Source organism: Ruegeria sp. AD5 (assembly GCF_056542345.1).
The window spans coordinates 281,080-298,249 of record NZ_JBQFZR010000001.1 but is presented as its reverse complement, the minus strand read 5'-3'; the positions used below and the strand labels follow the sequence as shown (position 1 = coordinate 298,249).

Annotated in this window: 18 protein-coding genes; 8 read left to right on the top strand and 10 right to left on the bottom strand. The window is 56.4% G+C overall.

All coding sequences use genetic code 11. The features are described from left to right. Nucleotides 1–2: 2 nt before the first annotated feature. Nucleotides 3–245: a CDGSH iron-sulfur domain-containing protein gene (locus tag ACR0JG_RS01455; RefSeq protein WP_010441831.1), complete on the bottom strand. Its 243-nt coding sequence runs from the start codon at nucleotides 243–245 to the stop codon at nucleotides 3–5. Between the two features lie 215 nt (nucleotides 246–460). Between ACR0JG_RS01455 and ACR0JG_RS01450 the strand changes: the two genes are divergently transcribed. Both ACR0JG_RS01450 and ACR0JG_RS01445 read left to right on the top strand, forming a co-directional pair. Continuing rightward, nucleotides 461–649: a hypothetical protein gene (locus tag ACR0JG_RS01450; protein WP_255611743.1), complete on the top strand. Its 189-nt coding sequence runs from the start codon at nucleotides 461–463 to the stop codon at nucleotides 647–649. Nucleotides 650–784: 135 nt separating this feature from the next. Then, nucleotides 785–1,141, top strand: coding sequence for a diacylglycerol kinase (locus ACR0JG_RS01445; RefSeq protein ID WP_170420629.1), 357 nt, complete (start codon nucleotides 785–787; stop codon nucleotides 1,139–1,141). 16 nt (nucleotides 1,142–1,157) lie between these two features. On the opposite strand, the gene rimO is transcribed toward ACR0JG_RS01445, so the two are convergent. Then, complete coding sequence (gene rimO, locus ACR0JG_RS01440) at nucleotides 1,158–2,555, bottom strand: 30S ribosomal protein S12 methylthiotransferase RimO (RefSeq protein ID WP_480567314.1); 1,398 nt, start codon at nucleotides 2,553–2,555, stop codon at nucleotides 1,158–1,160. A 93-nt stretch (nucleotides 2,556–2,648) separates the two neighbouring features. Between rimO and ACR0JG_RS01435 the strand changes: the two genes are divergently transcribed. Beyond that, the gene (locus ACR0JG_RS01435) at nucleotides 2,649–4,577 is read left to right on the top strand and encodes an AsmA family protein (protein WP_480567312.1); all 1,929 of its coding nucleotides are present in this window, start codon (nucleotides 2,649–2,651) and stop codon (nucleotides 4,575–4,577) included. Between the two features lie 51 nt (nucleotides 4,578–4,628). Here the strand turns inward: ACR0JG_RS01435 and ACR0JG_RS01430 are convergent, their stop codons facing one another. From ACR0JG_RS01430 to ACR0JG_RS01415, 4 genes are read right to left on the bottom strand one after another with little or no spacing between them, the layout of a single operon-like run. Continuing rightward, nucleotides 4,629–6,125, bottom strand: coding sequence for a phosphomannomutase/phosphoglucomutase (locus ACR0JG_RS01430; protein WP_480567310.1), 1,497 nt, complete (start codon nucleotides 6,123–6,125; stop codon nucleotides 4,629–4,631). A 15-nt stretch (nucleotides 6,126–6,140) separates the two neighbouring features. Continuing rightward, a complete protein-coding gene (kdsA, locus tag ACR0JG_RS01425) occupies nucleotides 6,141–6,974 on the bottom strand; it encodes a 3-deoxy-8-phosphooctulonate synthase (RefSeq protein WP_480567309.1) in 834 nt (277 codons plus the stop codon). Between the two features lie 5 nt (nucleotides 6,975–6,979). Continuing rightward, entirely contained in the window at nucleotides 6,980–8,566 is a 1,587-nt protein-coding gene (locus ACR0JG_RS01420) for a KpsE/RkpR family capsule polysaccharide export protein (protein ID WP_480567308.1), read from the bottom strand. Continuing rightward, nucleotides 8,544–9,203 carry an ABC transporter ATP-binding protein gene (locus ACR0JG_RS01415; RefSeq protein ID WP_170392311.1) on the bottom strand — a complete coding sequence of 220 codons (660 nt, stop codon included), beginning with the start codon at nucleotides 9,201–9,203 and terminating at the stop codon, nucleotides 8,544–8,546. Before ACR0JG_RS01415 ends, ACR0JG_RS01420 begins: the two co-directional genes overlap by 23 nt. A gap of 208 nt (nucleotides 9,204–9,411) precedes the next feature. Between ACR0JG_RS01415 and ACR0JG_RS01410 the strand changes: the two genes are divergently transcribed. Further along, nucleotides 9,412–9,999, top strand: a complete 588-nt coding sequence (locus ACR0JG_RS01410; protein WP_170420647.1) for a uracil-DNA glycosylase family protein — start codon at nucleotides 9,412–9,414, stop codon at nucleotides 9,997–9,999. Continuing rightward, the gene (locus ACR0JG_RS01405; RefSeq protein WP_480567306.1) at nucleotides 9,992–10,780 is read left to right on the top strand and encodes an SseB family protein; all 789 of its coding nucleotides are present in this window, start codon (nucleotides 9,992–9,994) and stop codon (nucleotides 10,778–10,780) included. The genes ACR0JG_RS01410 and ACR0JG_RS01405 overlap by 8 nt, the downstream gene beginning before the upstream one ends. Before the next feature lie 9 nt (nucleotides 10,781–10,789). On the opposite strand, the gene yghU is transcribed toward ACR0JG_RS01405, so the two are convergent. After that, nucleotides 10,790–11,665 carry a glutathione-dependent disulfide-bond oxidoreductase gene (gene yghU / locus ACR0JG_RS01400; protein ID WP_480567305.1) on the bottom strand — a complete coding sequence of 292 codons (876 nt, stop codon included), beginning with the start codon at nucleotides 11,663–11,665 and terminating at the stop codon, nucleotides 10,790–10,792. Nucleotides 11,666–11,907: 242 nt separating this feature from the next. Here yghU and ACR0JG_RS01395 point away from each other — a divergent pair, with 242 nt between their 5' ends. Then, nucleotides 11,908–12,426, top strand: coding sequence for a YHS domain-containing (seleno)protein (locus ACR0JG_RS01395; protein ID WP_170392303.1), 519 nt, complete (start codon nucleotides 11,908–11,910; stop codon nucleotides 12,424–12,426). A 61-nt stretch (nucleotides 12,427–12,487) separates the two neighbouring features. Here the strand turns inward: ACR0JG_RS01395 and ACR0JG_RS01390 are convergent, their stop codons facing one another. Both ACR0JG_RS01390 and metF read right to left on the bottom strand, forming a co-directional pair. Further along, nucleotides 12,488–13,150 carry a J domain-containing protein gene (locus ACR0JG_RS01390; protein WP_480567303.1) on the bottom strand — a complete coding sequence of 221 codons (663 nt, stop codon included), beginning with the start codon at nucleotides 13,148–13,150 and terminating at the stop codon, nucleotides 12,488–12,490. Between the two features lie 203 nt (nucleotides 13,151–13,353). Beyond that, nucleotides 13,354–14,220, bottom strand: coding sequence for a methylenetetrahydrofolate reductase [NAD(P)H] (gene metF / locus ACR0JG_RS01385; RefSeq protein WP_170609018.1), 867 nt, complete (start codon nucleotides 14,218–14,220; stop codon nucleotides 13,354–13,356). A 94-nt stretch (nucleotides 14,221–14,314) separates the two neighbouring features. On the opposite strand from metF, the gene ACR0JG_RS01380 reads away from it, so the two are divergent. Together ACR0JG_RS01380 and ACR0JG_RS01375 are read left to right on the top strand one after the other, a co-directional pair. Next, nucleotides 14,315–15,220 carry a LysR family transcriptional regulator gene (locus tag ACR0JG_RS01380; protein WP_170564044.1) on the top strand — a complete coding sequence of 302 codons (906 nt, stop codon included), beginning with the start codon at nucleotides 14,315–14,317 and terminating at the stop codon, nucleotides 15,218–15,220. Nucleotides 15,221–15,315: 95 nt separating this feature from the next. Next, complete coding sequence (locus ACR0JG_RS01375) at nucleotides 15,316–16,101, top strand: inositol monophosphatase family protein (protein WP_170392295.1); 786 nt, start codon at nucleotides 15,316–15,318, stop codon at nucleotides 16,099–16,101. A 59-nt stretch (nucleotides 16,102–16,160) separates the two neighbouring features. Here ACR0JG_RS01375 and bhcD read toward each other — a convergent pair whose 3' ends face one another. Further along, nucleotides 16,161–17,126: an iminosuccinate reductase BhcD gene (bhcD, locus tag ACR0JG_RS01370; RefSeq protein ID WP_480567302.1), complete on the bottom strand. Its 966-nt coding sequence runs from the start codon at nucleotides 17,124–17,126 to the stop codon at nucleotides 16,161–16,163. Nucleotides 17,127–17,170: the final 44 nt, after the last annotated feature.

The window sequence follows — 17,170 nt, the reverse complement described above, 5'->3', positions numbered from 1 at the left end:
TTTCAGAGCTTATTGTGCGTTCCGTCGCACAACGGAGGATTGGCGCAGTGCTTACAGCCACAAAAAAACACCTTTTTGCTGGCCTCAGCAGTATATTTTACGGGTTCGAACGACGTATCTTTGTGCGAACCGTCGCAAAATGGTTGCCGCTTGGACTTGCCACAGGCGCACCAGAAATAGGTTTTTCCTTCGGTCACTTCGACCGGATAGGGCGATTTCTGGGCGATGATCGGGGCGTCTGACATGTGGCTACTCCGTCTTTGGCTGATGTCGAAGTCAAAGTTTAGGGCTCTTTGTCAAAAAAGGTAGACTGCGAATGAAAACCCGCCTTCCAGCGTGGTTTCGCCTTTATTCACGAATGCGTTATCGATTCGGTTGCCATATGAAATTCTTGGTCCTATTCTGATACCGGCCCCGAAAAACTGGGCAATATCAGAAAAGTAATAGAGGATTGATGGACATGAAACTGAAATTTGCTGCTATCTGCGCCACGGCCGTTGTATTGACTGCGTGCTCGCAGCAAGAGGAACCGACCCCGGTTTACATCCAGCCCGACTATGACAAGTTTGGTACACCCAGTTGCTCGGCAGGCTATGAACTGGCCACAACCGAAGCAGGCCAGACCGTATGTAACCCGGTCACCCAATAAGTATTAAGCAGGCGGTTCTGACCGCAGGGCCGCCTGCACACCTTTAAAAAGAACACCGCCCTCGAGGCGGTTTTTTCTTGCCTTTCTGCTGTGGGTCGCGGACGTCTTCTTGCAGGACGACTGATCGGAAACCCCATGCGCAAATTCTTTGACCACCTAAAGGATCGTACCCGCTGGAGCTGGCAGGGCCTGGCTGCAACCTGGCGGCAAGAGTATTCGTTTCGTGGGTGGGTTTGGGCCAACCTGATTTCGGCTTTATTGGCGCTTGCACTCCCTCTAGGTACGGCAGAACGGGCGCTGATCCTTGCTTTGGGCATTCTGGTCTTGGTGGCCGAGTTATTTAATACGGCCATCGAGCGTGCCGTCGATCACACCTCGACCGAGCACCACGCGTTGGCGGGGCAAGCCAAGGATGCAGCAAGTGCAGCGGTGGCGTTGTCTGCAGTCGCTGCCGGAGTGGCGTGGATCGTGATTTTGATCGGCTTGTTCTAGGGACAGACGCCTTTCGTTACGCCGAGGGGCGCAAACGCCCCCACAAGTCGTATTCTCCGGCTTCATCTACCTCGACCGTGACGATATCCCCGGGTTTCAGGCCTTCGAAGCCTTCGTCGATAAACAAGTTACCATCGATTTCTGGAGCATCGGCCTTGGTGCGGCAGGTCGCGGCCTCTTCATCCACCTCGTCTACGATGACATCGAGTTTTTGGCCAACCTTTGCTGCCAGCTTGGCCTCAGAAATGGCCTGAGCTTTCTCCATGAAACGCTCCCATCGCTCTTGCTTGACCTCGGCCGGGACATGATCCGGCAGGTCGTTCGAGCGGGCGCCATCGACATTTTCGTACTGGAAACAGCCGACACGATCCAACTGCGCTTCGTCCATCCAGTCCAGGAGCGTCTGGAACTCTGCCTCGGTTTCGCCGGGGTAGCCGACGATGAACGTGGACCGCAAAGTGATATCCGGACAAATAGCGCGCCAGTTGGCAATCTCGTCCAGAGTTTTTGCCCCGGCGGCAGGGCGGGCCATACGTTTCAGAACATCGGGATGCGCATGTTGGAATGGAATGTCGAGATACGGCAGCACATTGCTACCCGCATCTGCCATCAGCGGGATCAAATCGCGCACATGGGGGTAGGGATAGACGTAATGAAGCCTGACCCACGCATCGAATTGGCCGAGTTCCCGTGCCAGATCGGTGATATGGCTGCGCACCTCCCGATCTTTCCATGGGTTCACGTCATACTTACGATCCAGCCCATAGGCCGAGGTATCCTGTGAGATCACAAGCAGTTCGCGCACACCGCTGTCGACAAGTTTCTCAGCCTCGCGCAGCACTGCATGGGCCGGGCGGCTTGCGAGTTTACCGCGCATGTCGGGGATGATGCAAAACTTGCACTTATGATTACAGCCCTCGGAAATCTTGAGATAGCTATAGTGGCGCGGGGTAAGTTTGACGCCCGAAGCGGGCAGCAGATCGACATAAGGGTTTGGATCGGGTGGTACGGCTGCATGTACTGCGTCCAGCACCCGTTCGTACTGATGCGGTCCTGTAACCGCCAGAATGCGCGGATGGTGTTCCCGGATATAGTCAGGCTCAGCCCCCAAACAGCCGGTCACAATGACCTTGCCGTTTTCAACCAATGCCTCGCCAATTGCGTCCAGCGACTCGGCCTTGGCGCTGTCCAGAAACCCGCAGGTATTCACAATAACGGCATCAGCACCCGTATAGTCCGGCGAAATGCCGTACCCCTCGGCCCGCAATCGGGTCAGGATGCGTTCGCTGTCAACCAGCGCTTTTGGACAACCCAGCGACACCATTCCAAGGGTCGGTTGGCCACGGCGGGGCGTCTCGGTGATCCGGGCCTCTGGGGCTAGATCGGGGCGGAGGTTCGGTGGGTTCGTGCTCATGGCCGGGCATATAGAGGGGAAAGCTTCCCCTTGCAAATCCCGCCCGCTCGGGGCTGACTTGAAACAGAGCAGAAAGGCCGGAAAGGCAGACCCATGAAGTGGCTCATTCGTTTTCTATTTCTCATAGTTGCAGCCTTCGGGCTGGTCATTGGTGCCTTGCTGCTGATGCCAGGCGAAAAACTGGCGACAATACTTGCTGAACAAGTCAAGGCGCAAACAGGCCGCGATCTCGCGTTGACCGGTGACGTCAAAGTGTCATTTTGGCCGGTATTGGGGATGGAAACCGGCCCTGTGACATTTGGCAATGCGCCTTGGGCCGGGCCGGAACCGATGCTAAGCGCCCAAAGCCTCGCGGTTGGGGTCGATGCCTCGGCGTTGTTGTCTGGGAATATCCGGATCAAACGGGTGTTGGCCGATAGCCCGGTTCTACGCCTTGAACGCGCCGATGGGCGCGGCAACTGGGAGCTGCATCAGCCAGGTAACTCCTCGCAAACGGGCGCTACGGCGCAAGCCGTTGAAAGCCGACCCATCACGCTCGAGCGGTTGGAACTGACCAATGCGCGCCTAATCTATCTTGAGAATGGCGCGGTTAGTATGGATTTTGCCGATGTCGATCTTTCGGCCCGCTGGCCTGACGTAACGGCCCCAATGGAAATGCAAGCCAGTATGTCCGTCCCCGGAGGCAGCGTCGCAGTGGACCTTACCATCCCCGACTTGCCCGCATTTTCCAGCGGCGCTGTCACGCCGTTGCAGCTGAGCCTAACCGCGCCTGGCGGAGATATTCAGTTCTCGGGCCGGGTGAATCTGGCCGGCGAAATGGATGGCAAGACGACGGTCACGGCCAAGGACACCCAAAGGATGCTGGCCGCGTTTGGTCACGGAGGAGTCACCGTGCCCGAGGGACTAGGACAGGTCGCGAGCGTATCCGGGCAGATGACCTATACCCGGGACGGGCGGATTTCATTGCGCAACATGATCGCGGTTCTGGATCAAAACCGGCTTGAGGGCGAAGCTGATATCCAGATTTCAAATCCGCCCCAGATGACTGCGCGTCTGAACGCAGGCGATCTCGACCTATCGAAGGTAAGCGGAGGCAACGCTTCTGACGGCGCCTCAGATATGGAAGGGTGGTCAAAAACCCCAATTGATGCGTCGTTTCTGGCGCTGGCAAATGGCAAGATCCGCTTGCAAGCCACCTCGATTGCGGTTCCGGGTATGATCTTTGGGAAAAGTGATCTGACACTCAGCCTTGATCGGTCGCGGGCTGTATTGCAGATGCACCCGGCCTCGCTGTTCTCGGGGCAATTGAACGGCCAGGTGGTCGCCAATAATCGCAACGGTCTGTCGGTTGGTGGAAATCTGAAAGCCGCCAATATCGATATCAACGAAGCGCTCGAAACGCTGGGGGATATCAAAAGGCTTTCGGGCACCGGTTCAGGCAATCTTGAATTTCTGGGCGTCGGACAGAGCGAAGATCAGATCATGCGATCGCTCAGCGGCAAAGGAGATATCGAGGTCGGGCGGGGCGTTATCTCGGGGCTGGATCTTGACCGCCTTATGGGGCGGGGAAAGGGATCGGGTGGTACGACTGTATTCAACAGCCTTACGGCCAGCTTTACGATGAAGAATGGCGACTTGACCAACAAGGACCTGTTGATGCAGTTGGATAATTTCCGGGCGGACGGTACGGGCCGCATTGGCTTAGGAGCTCGCGATATCGATTATCTGTTTACACCAGTCGCCCTGCGCGCCAACTCAGGGCAGGGGATATCGGTACCCGTCCGAATTAAAGGTCCGTGGAGCGACCCGTCGATCAAGCCGGACCTAACCAAAGTCATTGAGGCGGCAGCCGAAGGCAAAGTTAAAGAACTGGAAGACGACGCAAAGAAGAAGGTTTTGGAAAAGGTTGGTAAAGAACTGGATACCACGGTGACGGATTCCGATCACATCGAAGACGCGCTGAAGAACAAGCTTGAGGATGAGGCTAAGAAAGGCCTGCTCAAGCTGTTTGGCGGGGATTGATCTAAGCGCGATAACAAAGGGCGCCGAAATGGGCGCCCTTCATAGTGTCATTTAGATTGTCTGATCGTATTCGCCCACGCCGGGTTCAGTTCGAATGACGGCGTCGATATCTGCGAAGATCGCGCGCATTTCATCCTCGCTTTCGCTGCTTTCGCAGACGACGACCAGATTGGGTGTATTGGATGACGCGCGGACGAGTCCCCAACTGCCATTGTCCAGAATGACCCGGGCTCCATTGACGGTCACGACCTCTTTGATAGCCCGCCCTGCGAAGTGTTCGCCGGCGTCGGCTTTGGCAACCAATTTGCCGACCAGGCGCTGCAGGATATCGTATTTCTCCGTATCCGCTGCGTACGGAGACATGGTGGGCGTCGACCATGTCCTTGGTAGTGCTTTCCGAAGGTCTGACATGCTTTTGTCCGGGTTGCGGTCCATCAGTTTGCAGATTTCCACCGCCACGCGCATTCCGCAGTCGTATCCGCGCCCGACCGGTTCCGCCAAGAAATAGTGTCCCGATTTCTCAAACCCAGCCAGCGCACCGATTTCCTTGACCCGGCGCTTCATATGGCTATGGCCGGTTTTCCAGTAGTCGGCTTTGACCCCAAGCGCTTGCAACTCGGGATCGCTGGCGAACAGCCCAGTGGATTTCACATCGGCTACAAAGGTCGAACCTGGATGCAGCTTGGCCAGATCACGGGCCATGATGACGCCGACCTTATCGGCAAATATCTCTTCGCCTTCGTCATCCACAACACCGCAACGATCGCCATCACCATCAAACCCTAGCGCCAGGTCCGCGCCGCTGGATTTGACTGTATCGGACATGTCATGCAGCATTTCCATGGCTTCCGGGTTCGGGTTGTAATTGGGGAATGTGTAATCCAGCCGTGTGTGGCTGGGCACAACCTCAACCCCGATCCTTTCGAAAATCTCGGGCGCGAAGGCGGCGGCGGTACCGTTTCCAGTGGCGCAGACCACTTTCAGCGGACGTGACATTATGAAGTCACCGACCAGATCGTCGATATAGGCTTCTTTCACACCGTCGACGAATTCATATGACCCGCCCGGGCGCGCGACGCCTTCCCCATTCAAGACGATGTCGCGCAGTTCCGACATTTCATCAGGGCCGTGGGTCAATGGGCGGTCAAAGCCCATTTTGACGCCGGTCCAACCGTTCGGGTTATGGCTTGCCGTGACCATCGCAACCGCCGGTACGTCCAGATGGAATTGCGCAAAATACGCCATCGGGCTGAGCGCTGGGCCGATATCCTTCACCTGAATACCCGCCTGCATAAGCCCAACGATCAGCGCGTTTTTGATCGACAGGGAATAATCGCGATAGTCATTTCCCACTGCAATCACGGGTTCGATCCCGCGTTTGTGCATCTGTGTGCCCAGACCCAAACCCAGGGCCGTCATGCCTGGCAGATTGATCTCATCGGGGTATTTCCACCGCGCGTCATATTCGCGAAAGCCCGTGGGCTTGATCATCGGATCGCGCAGAAAGCTCCAGGTGTTAGGGGTCACCTCAGGCAAAGGCTTGGTCATCACAAATCTCAATCGTTAAATCTGAATTGGGTTTTCTTTGGCCAGTGCATCAAATTGCATCAATGTGTCAACCAGATGGCCCATCTGATTCAGAGGGATCATGTTCGGCCCATCTGAGGGGGCGGTGTCGGGATCCTGATGGGTTTCTATGAAAACGGCTCCGACGCCCAGAGATACAGCGGCGCGCGCCATCACCGGCGCAAACTCACGCTGTCCACCCGAGGAACCACCTTGGCCGCCGGGCTGTTGCACCGAGTGTGTCGCGTCCATGACGACCGGATATCCGGTTTGCGCCATCTGCGGCAGCGATCGCATGTCCGCGACCAGCGTATTGTAGCCAAACGAAGTTCCACGCTCGGTCAGCAGGATGTTCTGATTGCCAGTGCTTTCGATCTTAGTAACGATATTGGGCATTTCCCACGGGGCGAGAAACTGCCCTTTTTTTACGTTGACCGCTTTGCCGGTATTGCCCGCCGCCAGCAGCATGTCCGTCTGACGACACAGAAACGCAGGGATTTGCAGAATATCGACGGCCTCAGCCGCGATCGCGCATTGGGCCTCGGTATGGACATCGGTCAGTACCGGTATGCCCATGGTCTTGCGGATATCTTCCAGCACCTGCAGCCCGGACTCAATGCCCATGCCGCGCTTGCCGGACAGCGAGGTCCGGTTGGCTTTGTCATACGAGGCCTTGAACACATATTGCGCACCTACGGCGTCGCATGCCTCTTTCATGGTGCCGGCGATCATTTGGGCGTGATCGGCGGTTTCAAGCTGGCAAGGGCCGGCAATGATTGTCAGCGGAAGGTCGTTGCCAACCGTCAGGTCGGCTATTTTTACATGTTTCATGAGTCTTACGAGGATACCTGTTCACGAAGGACCGACGCGGTAAGCGAGATCATCAGGTAGATACCAGCAAATAACAGGAATGCCAAAATCGTATTTTCGAACTTGCGCGGATAGCTGGGTTCCTGGCTGGCGACCGGGTTCACCGAGACGGTCAGATACCGCACTTTCCGATTGGCCTCGGTCCGCGTGGCTTCCATTTGCTGCATTGCCGTTTGCAGCATCATGTCACGCGCCGCCAGATCGGCCTGAGCCATCTGGATTCGCACGCTCAAACGCGCCAGCGAATTTTCGCCCGCCGACACATCCAGCATCTCGGCATTCAACTCATCAAGGACCGCTTGCAGCCGCGCGATATCCGCCCGTGTACCATCCACCTTGGCCTGGTTGGGGCGCGTATTATCGAGAAGCGCGGCCAATTGTAGTTCTTTGTCCTGCAGCTCGAATTCGAACTGATCGATCCTTCCTCGCAGGCTGGCGATCACACTTTGCGGGTCCAGTATCGCACCTTGTAGCTGCAGTTCGATCAGGTCTTCCTGAGCCTGTCTGCGTGCCTCTTGCGCAGCCTCAAAACTCGCCAAGGCATCGCGCATCTGGTCTTCGCGTTTCAATTCAGTCAGACCATTGATGGTCTCTTCCGCGTAAGAGATAAGCCGCCTGGACAAATCGACCGCTATCTCGGGGCTCGGCGCTGCGACCTCCATTCGGATGACGCCGTCACTAGGATCATATCCGATTGTGATCATACGCTTATAAAGCTTGTAGGTTTCTTCAAGCGTCGCATCAGTCGGCAATCGTTGGATCGGGTCTATCCAATCCTGCCGAAAAAACTCAGTAAATCCGACATCACGCTCAAGCCGTTCCAATGCATCCTTGGATTCCAGAAATTCCTGAGTGGACACGGAATCCTGCGCCGTCGCAAACTGCGTGCCCGCCAGAAATCCACCGAACGAGGCACCGCCGCCATCCGCTTGCAAGATCGAAAACACCGAGTCGCTGGCATACATCGGCGTCGCCACGCGATAGAAATAGTAGCCCACGATAAACGTTGGAATGAATACGAACACCGTCAATCGTGCGAATAGCCCGGCAAGCTTGCGGCGGCGGCGGCGGGCGATGTCTTTCTGGATCTGCCCGATTTCATATTCACGACGTTCGGCCGGGCTGAGTTCGGGTCCTGGCAGGTTCTTCTGCGAGTCCCTGGTCGTTTGCGGCAGGTGAATCTTTATATTGTCTTGCGCGGCGTCATCACCAGTTGGCTTACCTTGGTCAGGAGCTGCCAGATCAAGCAGGTTTGTGCGCTGAAACGGATCAATTCCTTTCTTTCGTAACAGCCGGACCGCATCGTAGTCAGACGTCGCCGCCAGCCCGTTCTTGTGCGCCAAACGCCGCGCGACGCGCAATTGCCGCCCTGTCAGACCTTCGCGTTTGATCGCATCCAACTCGTTGCCCGGTTGCTGAGTGTCGTCAGCCGAGTCTGTGCCTTGGGTCGCCTTTCGGATGCGCGAAATGGCGTCCGAGCGTGCCTCGGCAGTGCCAGAACCGCGTGCCGTGCGGTCGGGATTGTATTTCCTAGCCTTGGGTTTGGTAGTCATAGAGCTGCTTTGCCTCTTCCAAGGTTTCAAACATGTAAAGCTGGCCGTCTACCAAAACCGCAGCCTGCCGCGCGAATTTTTCAAGAAGCGAAGGGTTGTGCGATACGATCACCAAAGTCGTTGTCCGCAGCTTCTCTTTCAGAATGTCGCCCGCCTTCTTGTTGAACTCGACATCGGTTGTCGAGGGCATCCCCTCATCGATCAGATACATATCGAAATCCAGGGCCAGCATCAGTGCAAATGTAAACCGGGCCCGCATTCCGGACGAATAGGTTCCGAGCGGCTGGTCGAAATACTCACCCAAGTTGCACAGCCATTTGCAGTAGGCTTCGACATAGTCGGGATCCATGCCGTAGATCTTCGCGATATAGCGTGCGTTCTCCAGCGCGGACAGGCGCTTGGCCACACCTCCTGCAAAGCCCATGGGGAAGGATACGCGGCAGTCGCGCCGAATCACGCCTTCGTCGGGCTTTTCCAGCCCTGCCATCATGTTGATCAACGTGGTCTTGCCGGTTCCGTTCGGGGCCAGCACGCCAAGAGATGTTCCAAGCTCAACCCGGAACGAGACCCGATCCAGAATCACCTTGCGGCGGGTTCCGGTCCAGAAAGACTTGCTGACATTTTCGAATTCCAGCATGTGCGGCCTGCAGATCGCTCGGGGTTTTGACGGTTTGAGGATCGGTGTGCTACCGATCCATGTTGGCCACATTATGTCGAAATATGAAACAAATGATCAATGCGCATCCGCGTTCATGACATTGATGTGTTGCAAGGACGGTTTCATTGGCTCGAGGGTAGATGATGCCTATCTTCATCGATGAACATTGCAAAAGCCTGTTGATCCGATGAAATCGCTGATTGAGGACATCCAAGCCTGCCGTTTGTGCGCGGATAGGTTCGCGCAGACCACGACTGCGCACCAGCCGCGCCCGGTGGTCTGGTTTCGCCCCGGTGCGCGCATTTTGATCGCAGGTCAGGCACCGGGCGCGCGCGTCCATGCTTCAGGGAAGCCTTTCACCGACCCTTCGGGTGACCGGCTACGGGATTGGCTGGGACTGGATGAGAACGCATTTTATGACCGTTCGCGCGTATCCATCGTGCCGATGGCGTTTTGCTTCCCCGGATACAATGAGCGCAAGGCCGACCTGCCTCCGCCGCCGATATGCGGGCGCACCTGGCATGACAAGGTGATGGCTGCGTTGGGAGAAGTACCGTTGACGATCCTCGTCGGGGGTCATGCCCATAAATATCATCTTGGCGTAAAAACACCGGTTACCGAGACCGTCAGCCTTTGGCGAGACCATGCACCGCGCGTCTTTGCCTTGCCTCACCCGTCCTGGCGCAATACGGCTTGGCTGAAGAAAAACCCCTGGTTCGAGGCCGAGCTGTTGCCGGTGCTACAGAAACGGGTGAATGAGGTTCTGAATGACTGAAGCCACAGCTTTGGATGCTGCACATAACTCCATGCAGGCGGCCCCGGAAGACGACAACGCTCGACTACGCTTTTTCGAAAGACTGGCCGATAGCGAGCTGTTCCTGATGCTGACCGAGGAAGCGAAGGATGAAAGCATTTCGCCCGAGCTGTTCGATGTGGCGGATGGTCGTTTTGTTCTGGTGTTTGATCTTGAGGAACGACTGGCGGCATTTGCGGCTCGACCGGTCCCCTATGTCGCTCTGTCAGGTCGTGTTCTTTCAGGGATGTTGTCGGGGCAGGGGGTCGGGCTGGGTCTGAACCTTGATGTTGCACCGTCGTCGATGTTGATCCCCGCTGAAGCGCTCGGTTGGTTGTCTGACACGCTGCAGCATGGTCCAAAGGAGGTGAAGCAGCGACTTGCCGAATTCTATCCGCCCTCCGGTTTGCCAGATGTTCTGTTGACCGCGCTTGATGCAAAGTTGGCGACGGCTGCAGGTCTGGCTGCAGCGGCGTTTCTGGTTGGAACAAGGACCGAGGATGGGGGGCAGGGTCATTTGTTGGGTTTTGTTTCGGCGGTCGAAGGCGCGCAGCCAGCGCTTGCACGCGCCGTATCCGAGGCATTGACCTTTTCGGGGATCGAGGCCGGAGCGCTGGATGTTGGCTTTTTTGAAGTGCAGGATCCGGCTACTTCTGCCTTGGCAAAGGTTGGGCTGCGGTTCGATTTGCCCCAGCCTCAAGCGCCCCAAATGGAAAGGGCCGCGCCGGGCAGTGATCCCGAGCGGCCCCCAATATTGAAGTAGCGCAGGACGTTAATCCGCCGCTTCCAGTTTATCCTGCGTGCGGGTCTCAAAATCGCTGGCGTCATGGCGTTCGTGCAACTGCGTATGCGGCTCTCCAAACGCACGATTGACCATCCGGCCGCGCTGAACGGCGGGGCGAGCATCGATGGCTTTGGCCCACCGCATCACGTTTTCATAGCTTTCGACATCCAGGAATTCTGCCGCATCGTATAGACGGCCCAGAACAAGCTGCCCGTACCACGGCCAGATCGCCATGTCGGCGATCGTATAGTCCTGACCTGCAATATAAGGCTTATCGGCAAGTTCCAGTTCCAGCACATGCAACTGGCGTTTGGCCTCCATCGCGAAACGGTCGATCGGATATTGCCATTTCTCAGGCGCATAAGCGTAGAAGTGGCCAAAGCCACCGCCCAGATATGGCGCGCTGCCCATTTGCCAGAACAACCAGTTCATCACTTCTGTCCGTTCGGCACCGCTGGCGGGCAGAAACTCACCGAATTTCTCGGCGAGATGCAGCAAGATGGAGGCGCTCTCGAAAACGCGCACAGGTGTTTCACCTGAATGATCCCACAGCGCCGGTATCTTCGAGTTAGGATTGGCCCCGACAAAGCCCGAGCTGAACTGATCACCTTCACCGATGTTGATCAGCCACGCATTGTATTCGGCCCCGGAATGGCCCAATGCCAAAAGCTCCTCCAGCATGACCGTAACCTTGACGCCGTTCGGGGTGGCGAGCGAATACAGTTGAAGCGGGTGCTTTCCGACCGGAAGTTCCTTTTCGTGGGTCGCACCAGCTATGGGCCGGTTTATATTGGCAAAGCGTCCTCCGCTTTCGCTGTCCCAAGTCCAGACCTTTGGGGGTGTGTAAGTGGATTGTTCGCTCATCTTTTGCCTTTCTGCATCATTTGGCCAAAACGCGCCGCCTTCACAGCTAATATTGCAAAACTCAAAGTCCAACCCCGGATGTGGCGAGATATTTGTAACATTGCACCTCGTTCACCTCACAAAACCCCTCTGGTTTTCACAGCGGCGCGAGGGGGTCTTCGCGCCGGGCCAAAATTACCTATTGTTTGACCAGACCCGCAGTTCGGGTGACCAGAAACCGTAAGGACATGAGGACCAATCACATGAAACGCTTTGCGCTGACCCTTGCCGCGACGATGGCTTTTGCCGTGCCCGCGTTCGCCGGAGAACAATATGTTGATGGCACCGGATTTGCCGTATCGGGATACGACGTTGTTGCTTACCGCAGCCTGGATCAGGTGCCCGTAGGCCAGTCGCAACCCGAGGCCGTTCGCGGTCGGGCCGACATCACCGCAGACTATAATGGTGTAACCTGGGCGTTTGCGACCGAAGAAAACCGTGACAAGTTTTTGGAGAACCCGGCCTTTTACGCTCCGCAATATGATGGCCACTGCGCCTATGGTGTATCGAAAGGCGGCAAGGTTCCGGGCAACCCAAATCTGTGGCGTATTGTCGATGACAAGCTCTATCTGAACATCACTGATGTTGTTGTTGGTTTCTGGGAAGAGGATGTTCCGGCCAACATCGACCTGGCGGAAGGCAACTGGCCCGGAATCGAAGGGGATGCCGCTTCGACCAGCGTGATCCCAAAATTCACATCAGAAGGCCCAATTTCCAACTGATTCCGATTAATGAAAGAAAGCCCGGCCACTAAGGCCGGGCTTTTTTCGTTGGCGGGTTCTCTCACCCCGCCAACTCGAACATATCCCGCATGTGTTGATCCGCTTCGAACCGTATTGTTACACTCTTGGCACCGGGAAATTTTCTCTCGCGTATCGGGTCAGGAATGACAATCTCACCGGAGCCCGAGCCTTTGGACCGAAAGGTCAGAATCTCTGTTTCTGACTTGCGGTAGCCGGAAAGGACCGAGGTTGGCAATGCAACGCGGTTAGACCCTTCGCAGACTGACGATGCAACGAAGTAGGTAAGATCGCGCCCGAAGCATCCGATTGCATCAGGAACATGGTCCGAAGAGTCGCGGGCACTTTTGGCGGCGTCCGTTTCACCTAGTTCCGATAAATCCTTCAGCGCGCGTTCGGGTTTTAACAGATCGTGACAAGCTTTGATTTCATCTGCGGCCAGTTCGATTACGCGTTTCTTCAGACGAGGACGACGCGGTGTAGAAGAATCTACACCGTTTTTGCGTGTCATCCCTTCTTTACGCAAAAAATCATAGGCTGATTTAGCATCCGAAAAACCGGAATAATCACCGTCGGTATGATCAGGATGATCGTGGAACGCGATTTTGCGCCAGGCTTCACGAATCTCGTTTGCGTTTGCATTTGGGGGCAGACCAAGAACCTGCAACGCTTCGGCCCGAGCCTGTACCTTGCTCACTGGCTTCATACTCAAAACACTCATTAAAACTACAACGGGGTCAGATTGCCATTGATCACATTTTTGTCAAATTTTTTCAGGAATTAGACTGAGGTAGGGCAACAGTTGACGGGTGCATATCGAGATTGTCGCCTGCGCAGCGGTTGTCGCAAATGAGCATGGCAGACGACTGCCATGCCCGGCGATACAGGGCAAGCGCAAAAACAGTGGGATCAGGCGACGTTCTGCAATTCGGTCTGGGGTGTAATGCCCAGGGCAAAGCAGACATCCCGAGTAAGCTCAGGTCGGTTGAGCGTATAGAAATGCAGTTTGTCCACGCCGCCTTCTATCAGGTCCGAGCAGAGTTCGGTGCATAGCGCCGTCGCCAGAAGATCTTCGCGATCGTCCCGGATTGCTTTGTCAAATGCGTTCTCGATCCAGTCGGGAATGTGGGCGCCACAGCGTTTTGCAAAGTTACGCGCACCCTTCCAGTTCTCGATGGGAAGAATGCCCGGTACGATAGGCTTGTCGATCCCAGCTTTTTCGCAGGCATCGCGAAACCGGAAGAAGGTTTCAGCCTCGAAGAAGAATTGGGTCAACGCCTCGTCCGCGCCCGCATCCAGCTTGGCCTTTAGCCAATCCACATCAGCGCGGGCATTGCTTGCTTCTGGATGTTTGTCCGGATAGGCGCCGACACGGATGCTGAACATCTCGGTCTCGGCCAGTGCAGAAATCAGTTCTACCGAGTTGGTGAAACCATCAGGGTGGGGGGCGAACCGGTCTTGACCTTTAGGGGGGTCGCCACGCAGGGCAACGATATCCTGAACGCCTGCGCGCGCGAATGTGTCTGCGATCTCAAGCGTCTCCTGACGCGAGGCATCGACACAGGTCAGATGCGCAGCAACAGGCAGCCCCGAGGATTTGTGCAAGGTTGCAACTGCATCACGCGTCAACTCACGTGTTGTACCACCAGCACCATAGGTCACCGATACAAACCGTGGGTTCAGCGGCGCCAAGGTCTGAACCGTATCCCAAAGGCGAAACGAGGCCTCCAGAGTCTGCGGCGGGAAGAACTCGAATGAAATCTCAGGCTTGGTCATGGTGGCCTCGTAGCTGTCATTTATGCCCTTGTGCCATCAGATGCATCGTGAGACAAACTCATATTGTTCAACAACAACATGAGTTGCGTGAGTAATGCATATCGAATTTCGCCACTTACGGACGATCAAAGCCATCCACGAATGCGGTGGGCTTGCGCGTGCAGCTGATCAGCTAAACATCACGCAATCCGCACTAAGTCACCAGATCAAGGGGTTGGAAGATCAGGCCGGGGTCGAGCTGTTTTTACGTCGATCCAAGCCGATGAAGTTGTCGGCGGCTGGTTTGCGGCTGCTGCGGCTCGCTGAACAAATTCTGCCTCAGGTCGAGGCGATGCAGGATGAGTTTTCATCGCTGCGCGACGGTCGCACCGGTCGGATGCACATTGCGATCGAATGTCACGCTTGTTTCGAGTGGCTGTTTCCGGTGCTTGAAGCTTTCCGTAAATCCTGGTCAGACGTTGATGTGGATATCCGCCCGGGCCTTGCATTCGACGCGTTGCCCGCCTTGCAGAAGGAAGAGGTTGATCTGGTGGTGTCCTCTGACCCCGAAGATCTGCCGGGTGTCGAATTTGTCGAACTCTTTGACTACCAGGCCGTATTTGTCGCGGCGTCTTCGCATCCATTGGCTGAAAAGCCCTATATCGAAGCTGAAGATTTCCGAGGTCAGACACTGATTACCTACCCGGTCGAACGAACCCGGTTGGATGTTTTCAGTCAGTTGCTGATCCCGGCCCGGGTCGAGCCTGCCACCATCCGACAGGTTGAACTGACCGCTGTGATCTTGTTGTTGGTGGCTTCGAATAGGGGCATATCCGTTCTTCCGGACTGGGTGGTGCGCGAGGTAAAGTATAGCTCGGACTACGTCACGCGCCCGCTTACCAAAGATGGGATTACCCGCAGGTTATATGCTGCGGTCCGCAGCGAAGACCTTGAAAAACCCTTTGTGCAAGAGTTGGTGAAACTGGCGCGGACCGAGGCGCGTAAGCTTCAGACTCAATAACACCGGACGCAGATCAGCCATGCGCATCATTCCTCTTGGCAAGGGCGCGTTGCCCCAGTATACGCGCGGCTTGACCGGACAGGAGCCTTTGGAAAATGGTTGGCAGTGCAAATCTCAACATCATGATCAAGGCCGCGCGTAAGGCGGGGCGTTCTCTGGTCAAGGATTTTCGTGAAGTCGAGAACCTGCAGGTGTCGATGAAAGGTGCGGGCGACTTTGTGTCGAAGGCCGATATCGCGGCCGAAGCCATCCTGAAAGAGGAATTGCTGGGTGCCCGTCCGACCTATGGTTGGCTGGCCGAAGAGGGCGGCGCGATTGACGGCGAAGACCCGACTCGTCGCTGGATCGTCGACCCGCTGGATGGGACCACCAACTTCCTGCACGGGCTGCCGCACTGGGCCGTTTCAATCGCGTTGGAACATAAGGGCAAGATCGTTTCGGGTGTGATCTATGACCCTGCCAAGGATGAGATGTTCTTTGCCGAAAAAGGCGAAGGTGCGTGGATGAACGACATGCGCATCCGTGTGTCGGGCCGCCATCGCATGATCGAGTCGATCTTCGCGACAGGTCTGCCATTCGGTGGCCGTTCGGACCTGCCTGCGACCTTGCAGGACCTGGCCCGTCTGATGCCTGCCTGTGCAGGTGTTCGTCGCTGGGGTGCTGCCGCGCTGGACATGGCCTATGTGGCCGCCGGTCGTTACGAAGGCTTTTGGGAGCGTCGCCTGAACGCCTGGGATCTGGCCGCAGGCATCATCATCGTGAAAGAGGCGGGCGGCTTTGTTCAGGCGCTGAACCCCGAAGGCAGCGTGCTTGAGGATGGCGAAGTGATCTGCGCCAATGAGCCGATCTTTGACAATTTCGCAAAGGTAATTCGGGGCTGATATTCAACCCCGGTCATTTGATCATGGTACGCGCGTCCGGTCCGGGCGCGCGTTTTGGTTTAGAAGTCGACCTCGATCGCGATCCCTTGCTGGACCGCCAGATCAACTGCCGCGCTGGCCACCGCAAGATCTTGCAGCCCCACGCCAGTACCGTCGAACACGGTCACCTCAGCCTCGGACACACGCCCGGGAAGGGTCCCGTTAATGACCTCTCCGATCTGCCGGATATCGCCTTCGGCTTTCATTTCGGCAGCCACGGCATGCTGGCTTTCACCCAATGTCACGGCCTGCGCGACCTCGTCGGTAAAGACGCTTGCGCGCGCGATCAGGTCTGTGGCGACCTCTTGCTTACCGACGGTATCGGTGCCCATACATGCGATGTGTGTGCCGTCGGAGACGTGCTCGGACATCAGTGTTGGCGCGAAGGAGGAGGTGATGGTGATAATCACGTCCGCCTGCACCATGCCGGGCAGATCCACAGCTTCAAAAGGCAGCCCCGCTTCAGCCGCGACCTTTTCGAGATTTGGCAGCATTTCTGGATGCAAGTTCCAGCCTATGACTTTCTCAAAGTCCCGCTGTTCCAATGCCGCGCGCAATTGGAATGTCGCCTGATGCCCGGCGCCAACCATTCCGATCACCTTGGCATCCTTGCGTGCCAAATGGTTGATCGAAACCGACGAGGCTGCAGCCGTGCGCAGCGCGGTCAGCAGGTTGCCCCCAACGATGGCCCGAACGCGACCCGTATCTGGATCAAACAAAAACACGGTGGATTGGTGATTGATCAGCCCGTGCGTTTCCAGATTGTTTGGCCAATACCCGCCTGCTTTCAGGCCAAGGTTCATGCCCTCGCGATCAAACCCGCCCTTGAACCCATAGAGCGCATCCGCATGACCTATGGCCTCGCGCACGACCGGGAAGTTGTAGGCATCCCCAGCCGCCATCGCGGCAAATACCTGCTCAACCGCAGTATAGCTTTCCTGTCGGCCTAACAGAGCGCCGATTTCCTTTTCAGGAACGATGATCATCGCGTTTGTCTTTCTTTTTGATGGCATTAGAAAGGGCGGTGCTA

What these genes read in the sequence shown, in the direction of transcription:
- ACR0JG_RS01455 (WP_010441831.1), bottom strand. Translation starts at nt 245, where the DNA reads ATGTCAGACGCCCCGATCATCGCCCAGAAATCGCCCTATCCGGTCGAA.
- ACR0JG_RS01450 (WP_255611743.1), top strand. Translation starts at nt 461, where the DNA reads ATGAAACTGAAATTTGCTGCTATCTGCGCCACGGCCGTTGTATTGACT.
- ACR0JG_RS01445 (WP_170420629.1), top strand. Translation starts at nt 785, where the DNA reads ATGCGCAAATTCTTTGACCACCTAAAGGATCGTACCCGCTGGAGCTGG.
- rimO (WP_480567314.1), bottom strand. Translation starts at nt 2,555, where the DNA reads ATGAGCACGAACCCACCGAACCTCCGCCCCGATCTAGCCCCAGAGGCC.
- ACR0JG_RS01435 (WP_480567312.1), top strand. Translation starts at nt 2,649, where the DNA reads ATGAAGTGGCTCATTCGTTTTCTATTTCTCATAGTTGCAGCCTTCGGG.
- ACR0JG_RS01430 (WP_480567310.1), bottom strand. Translation starts at nt 6,125, where the DNA reads ATGACCAAGCCTTTGCCTGAGGTGACCCCTAACACCTGGAGCTTTCTG.
- kdsA (WP_480567309.1), bottom strand. Translation starts at nt 6,974, where the DNA reads ATGAAACATGTAAAAATAGCCGACCTGACGGTTGGCAACGACCTTCCG.
- ACR0JG_RS01420 (WP_480567308.1), bottom strand. Translation starts at nt 8,566, where the DNA reads ATGACTACCAAACCCAAGGCTAGGAAATACAATCCCGACCGCACGGCA.
- ACR0JG_RS01415 (WP_170392311.1), bottom strand. Translation starts at nt 9,203, where the DNA reads ATGCTGGAATTCGAAAATGTCAGCAAGTCTTTCTGGACCGGAACCCGC.
- ACR0JG_RS01410 (WP_170420647.1), top strand. Translation starts at nt 9,412, where the DNA reads ATGAAATCGCTGATTGAGGACATCCAAGCCTGCCGTTTGTGCGCGGAT.
- ACR0JG_RS01405 (WP_480567306.1), top strand. Translation starts at nt 9,992, where the DNA reads ATGACTGAAGCCACAGCTTTGGATGCTGCACATAACTCCATGCAGGCG.
- yghU (WP_480567305.1), bottom strand. Translation starts at nt 11,665, where the DNA reads ATGAGCGAACAATCCACTTACACACCCCCAAAGGTCTGGACTTGGGAC.
- ACR0JG_RS01395 (WP_170392303.1), top strand. Translation starts at nt 11,908, where the DNA reads ATGAAACGCTTTGCGCTGACCCTTGCCGCGACGATGGCTTTTGCCGTG.
- ACR0JG_RS01390 (WP_480567303.1), bottom strand. Translation starts at nt 13,150, where the DNA reads ATGAAGCCAGTGAGCAAGGTACAGGCTCGGGCCGAAGCGTTGCAGGTT.
- metF (WP_170609018.1), bottom strand. Translation starts at nt 14,220, where the DNA reads ATGACCAAGCCTGAGATTTCATTCGAGTTCTTCCCGCCGCAGACTCTG.
- ACR0JG_RS01380 (WP_170564044.1), top strand. Translation starts at nt 14,315, where the DNA reads ATGCATATCGAATTTCGCCACTTACGGACGATCAAAGCCATCCACGAA.
- ACR0JG_RS01375 (WP_170392295.1), top strand. Translation starts at nt 15,316, where the DNA reads ATGGTTGGCAGTGCAAATCTCAACATCATGATCAAGGCCGCGCGTAAG.
- bhcD (WP_480567302.1), bottom strand. Translation starts at nt 17,126, where the DNA reads ATGATCATCGTTCCTGAAAAGGAAATCGGCGCTCTGTTAGGCCGACAG.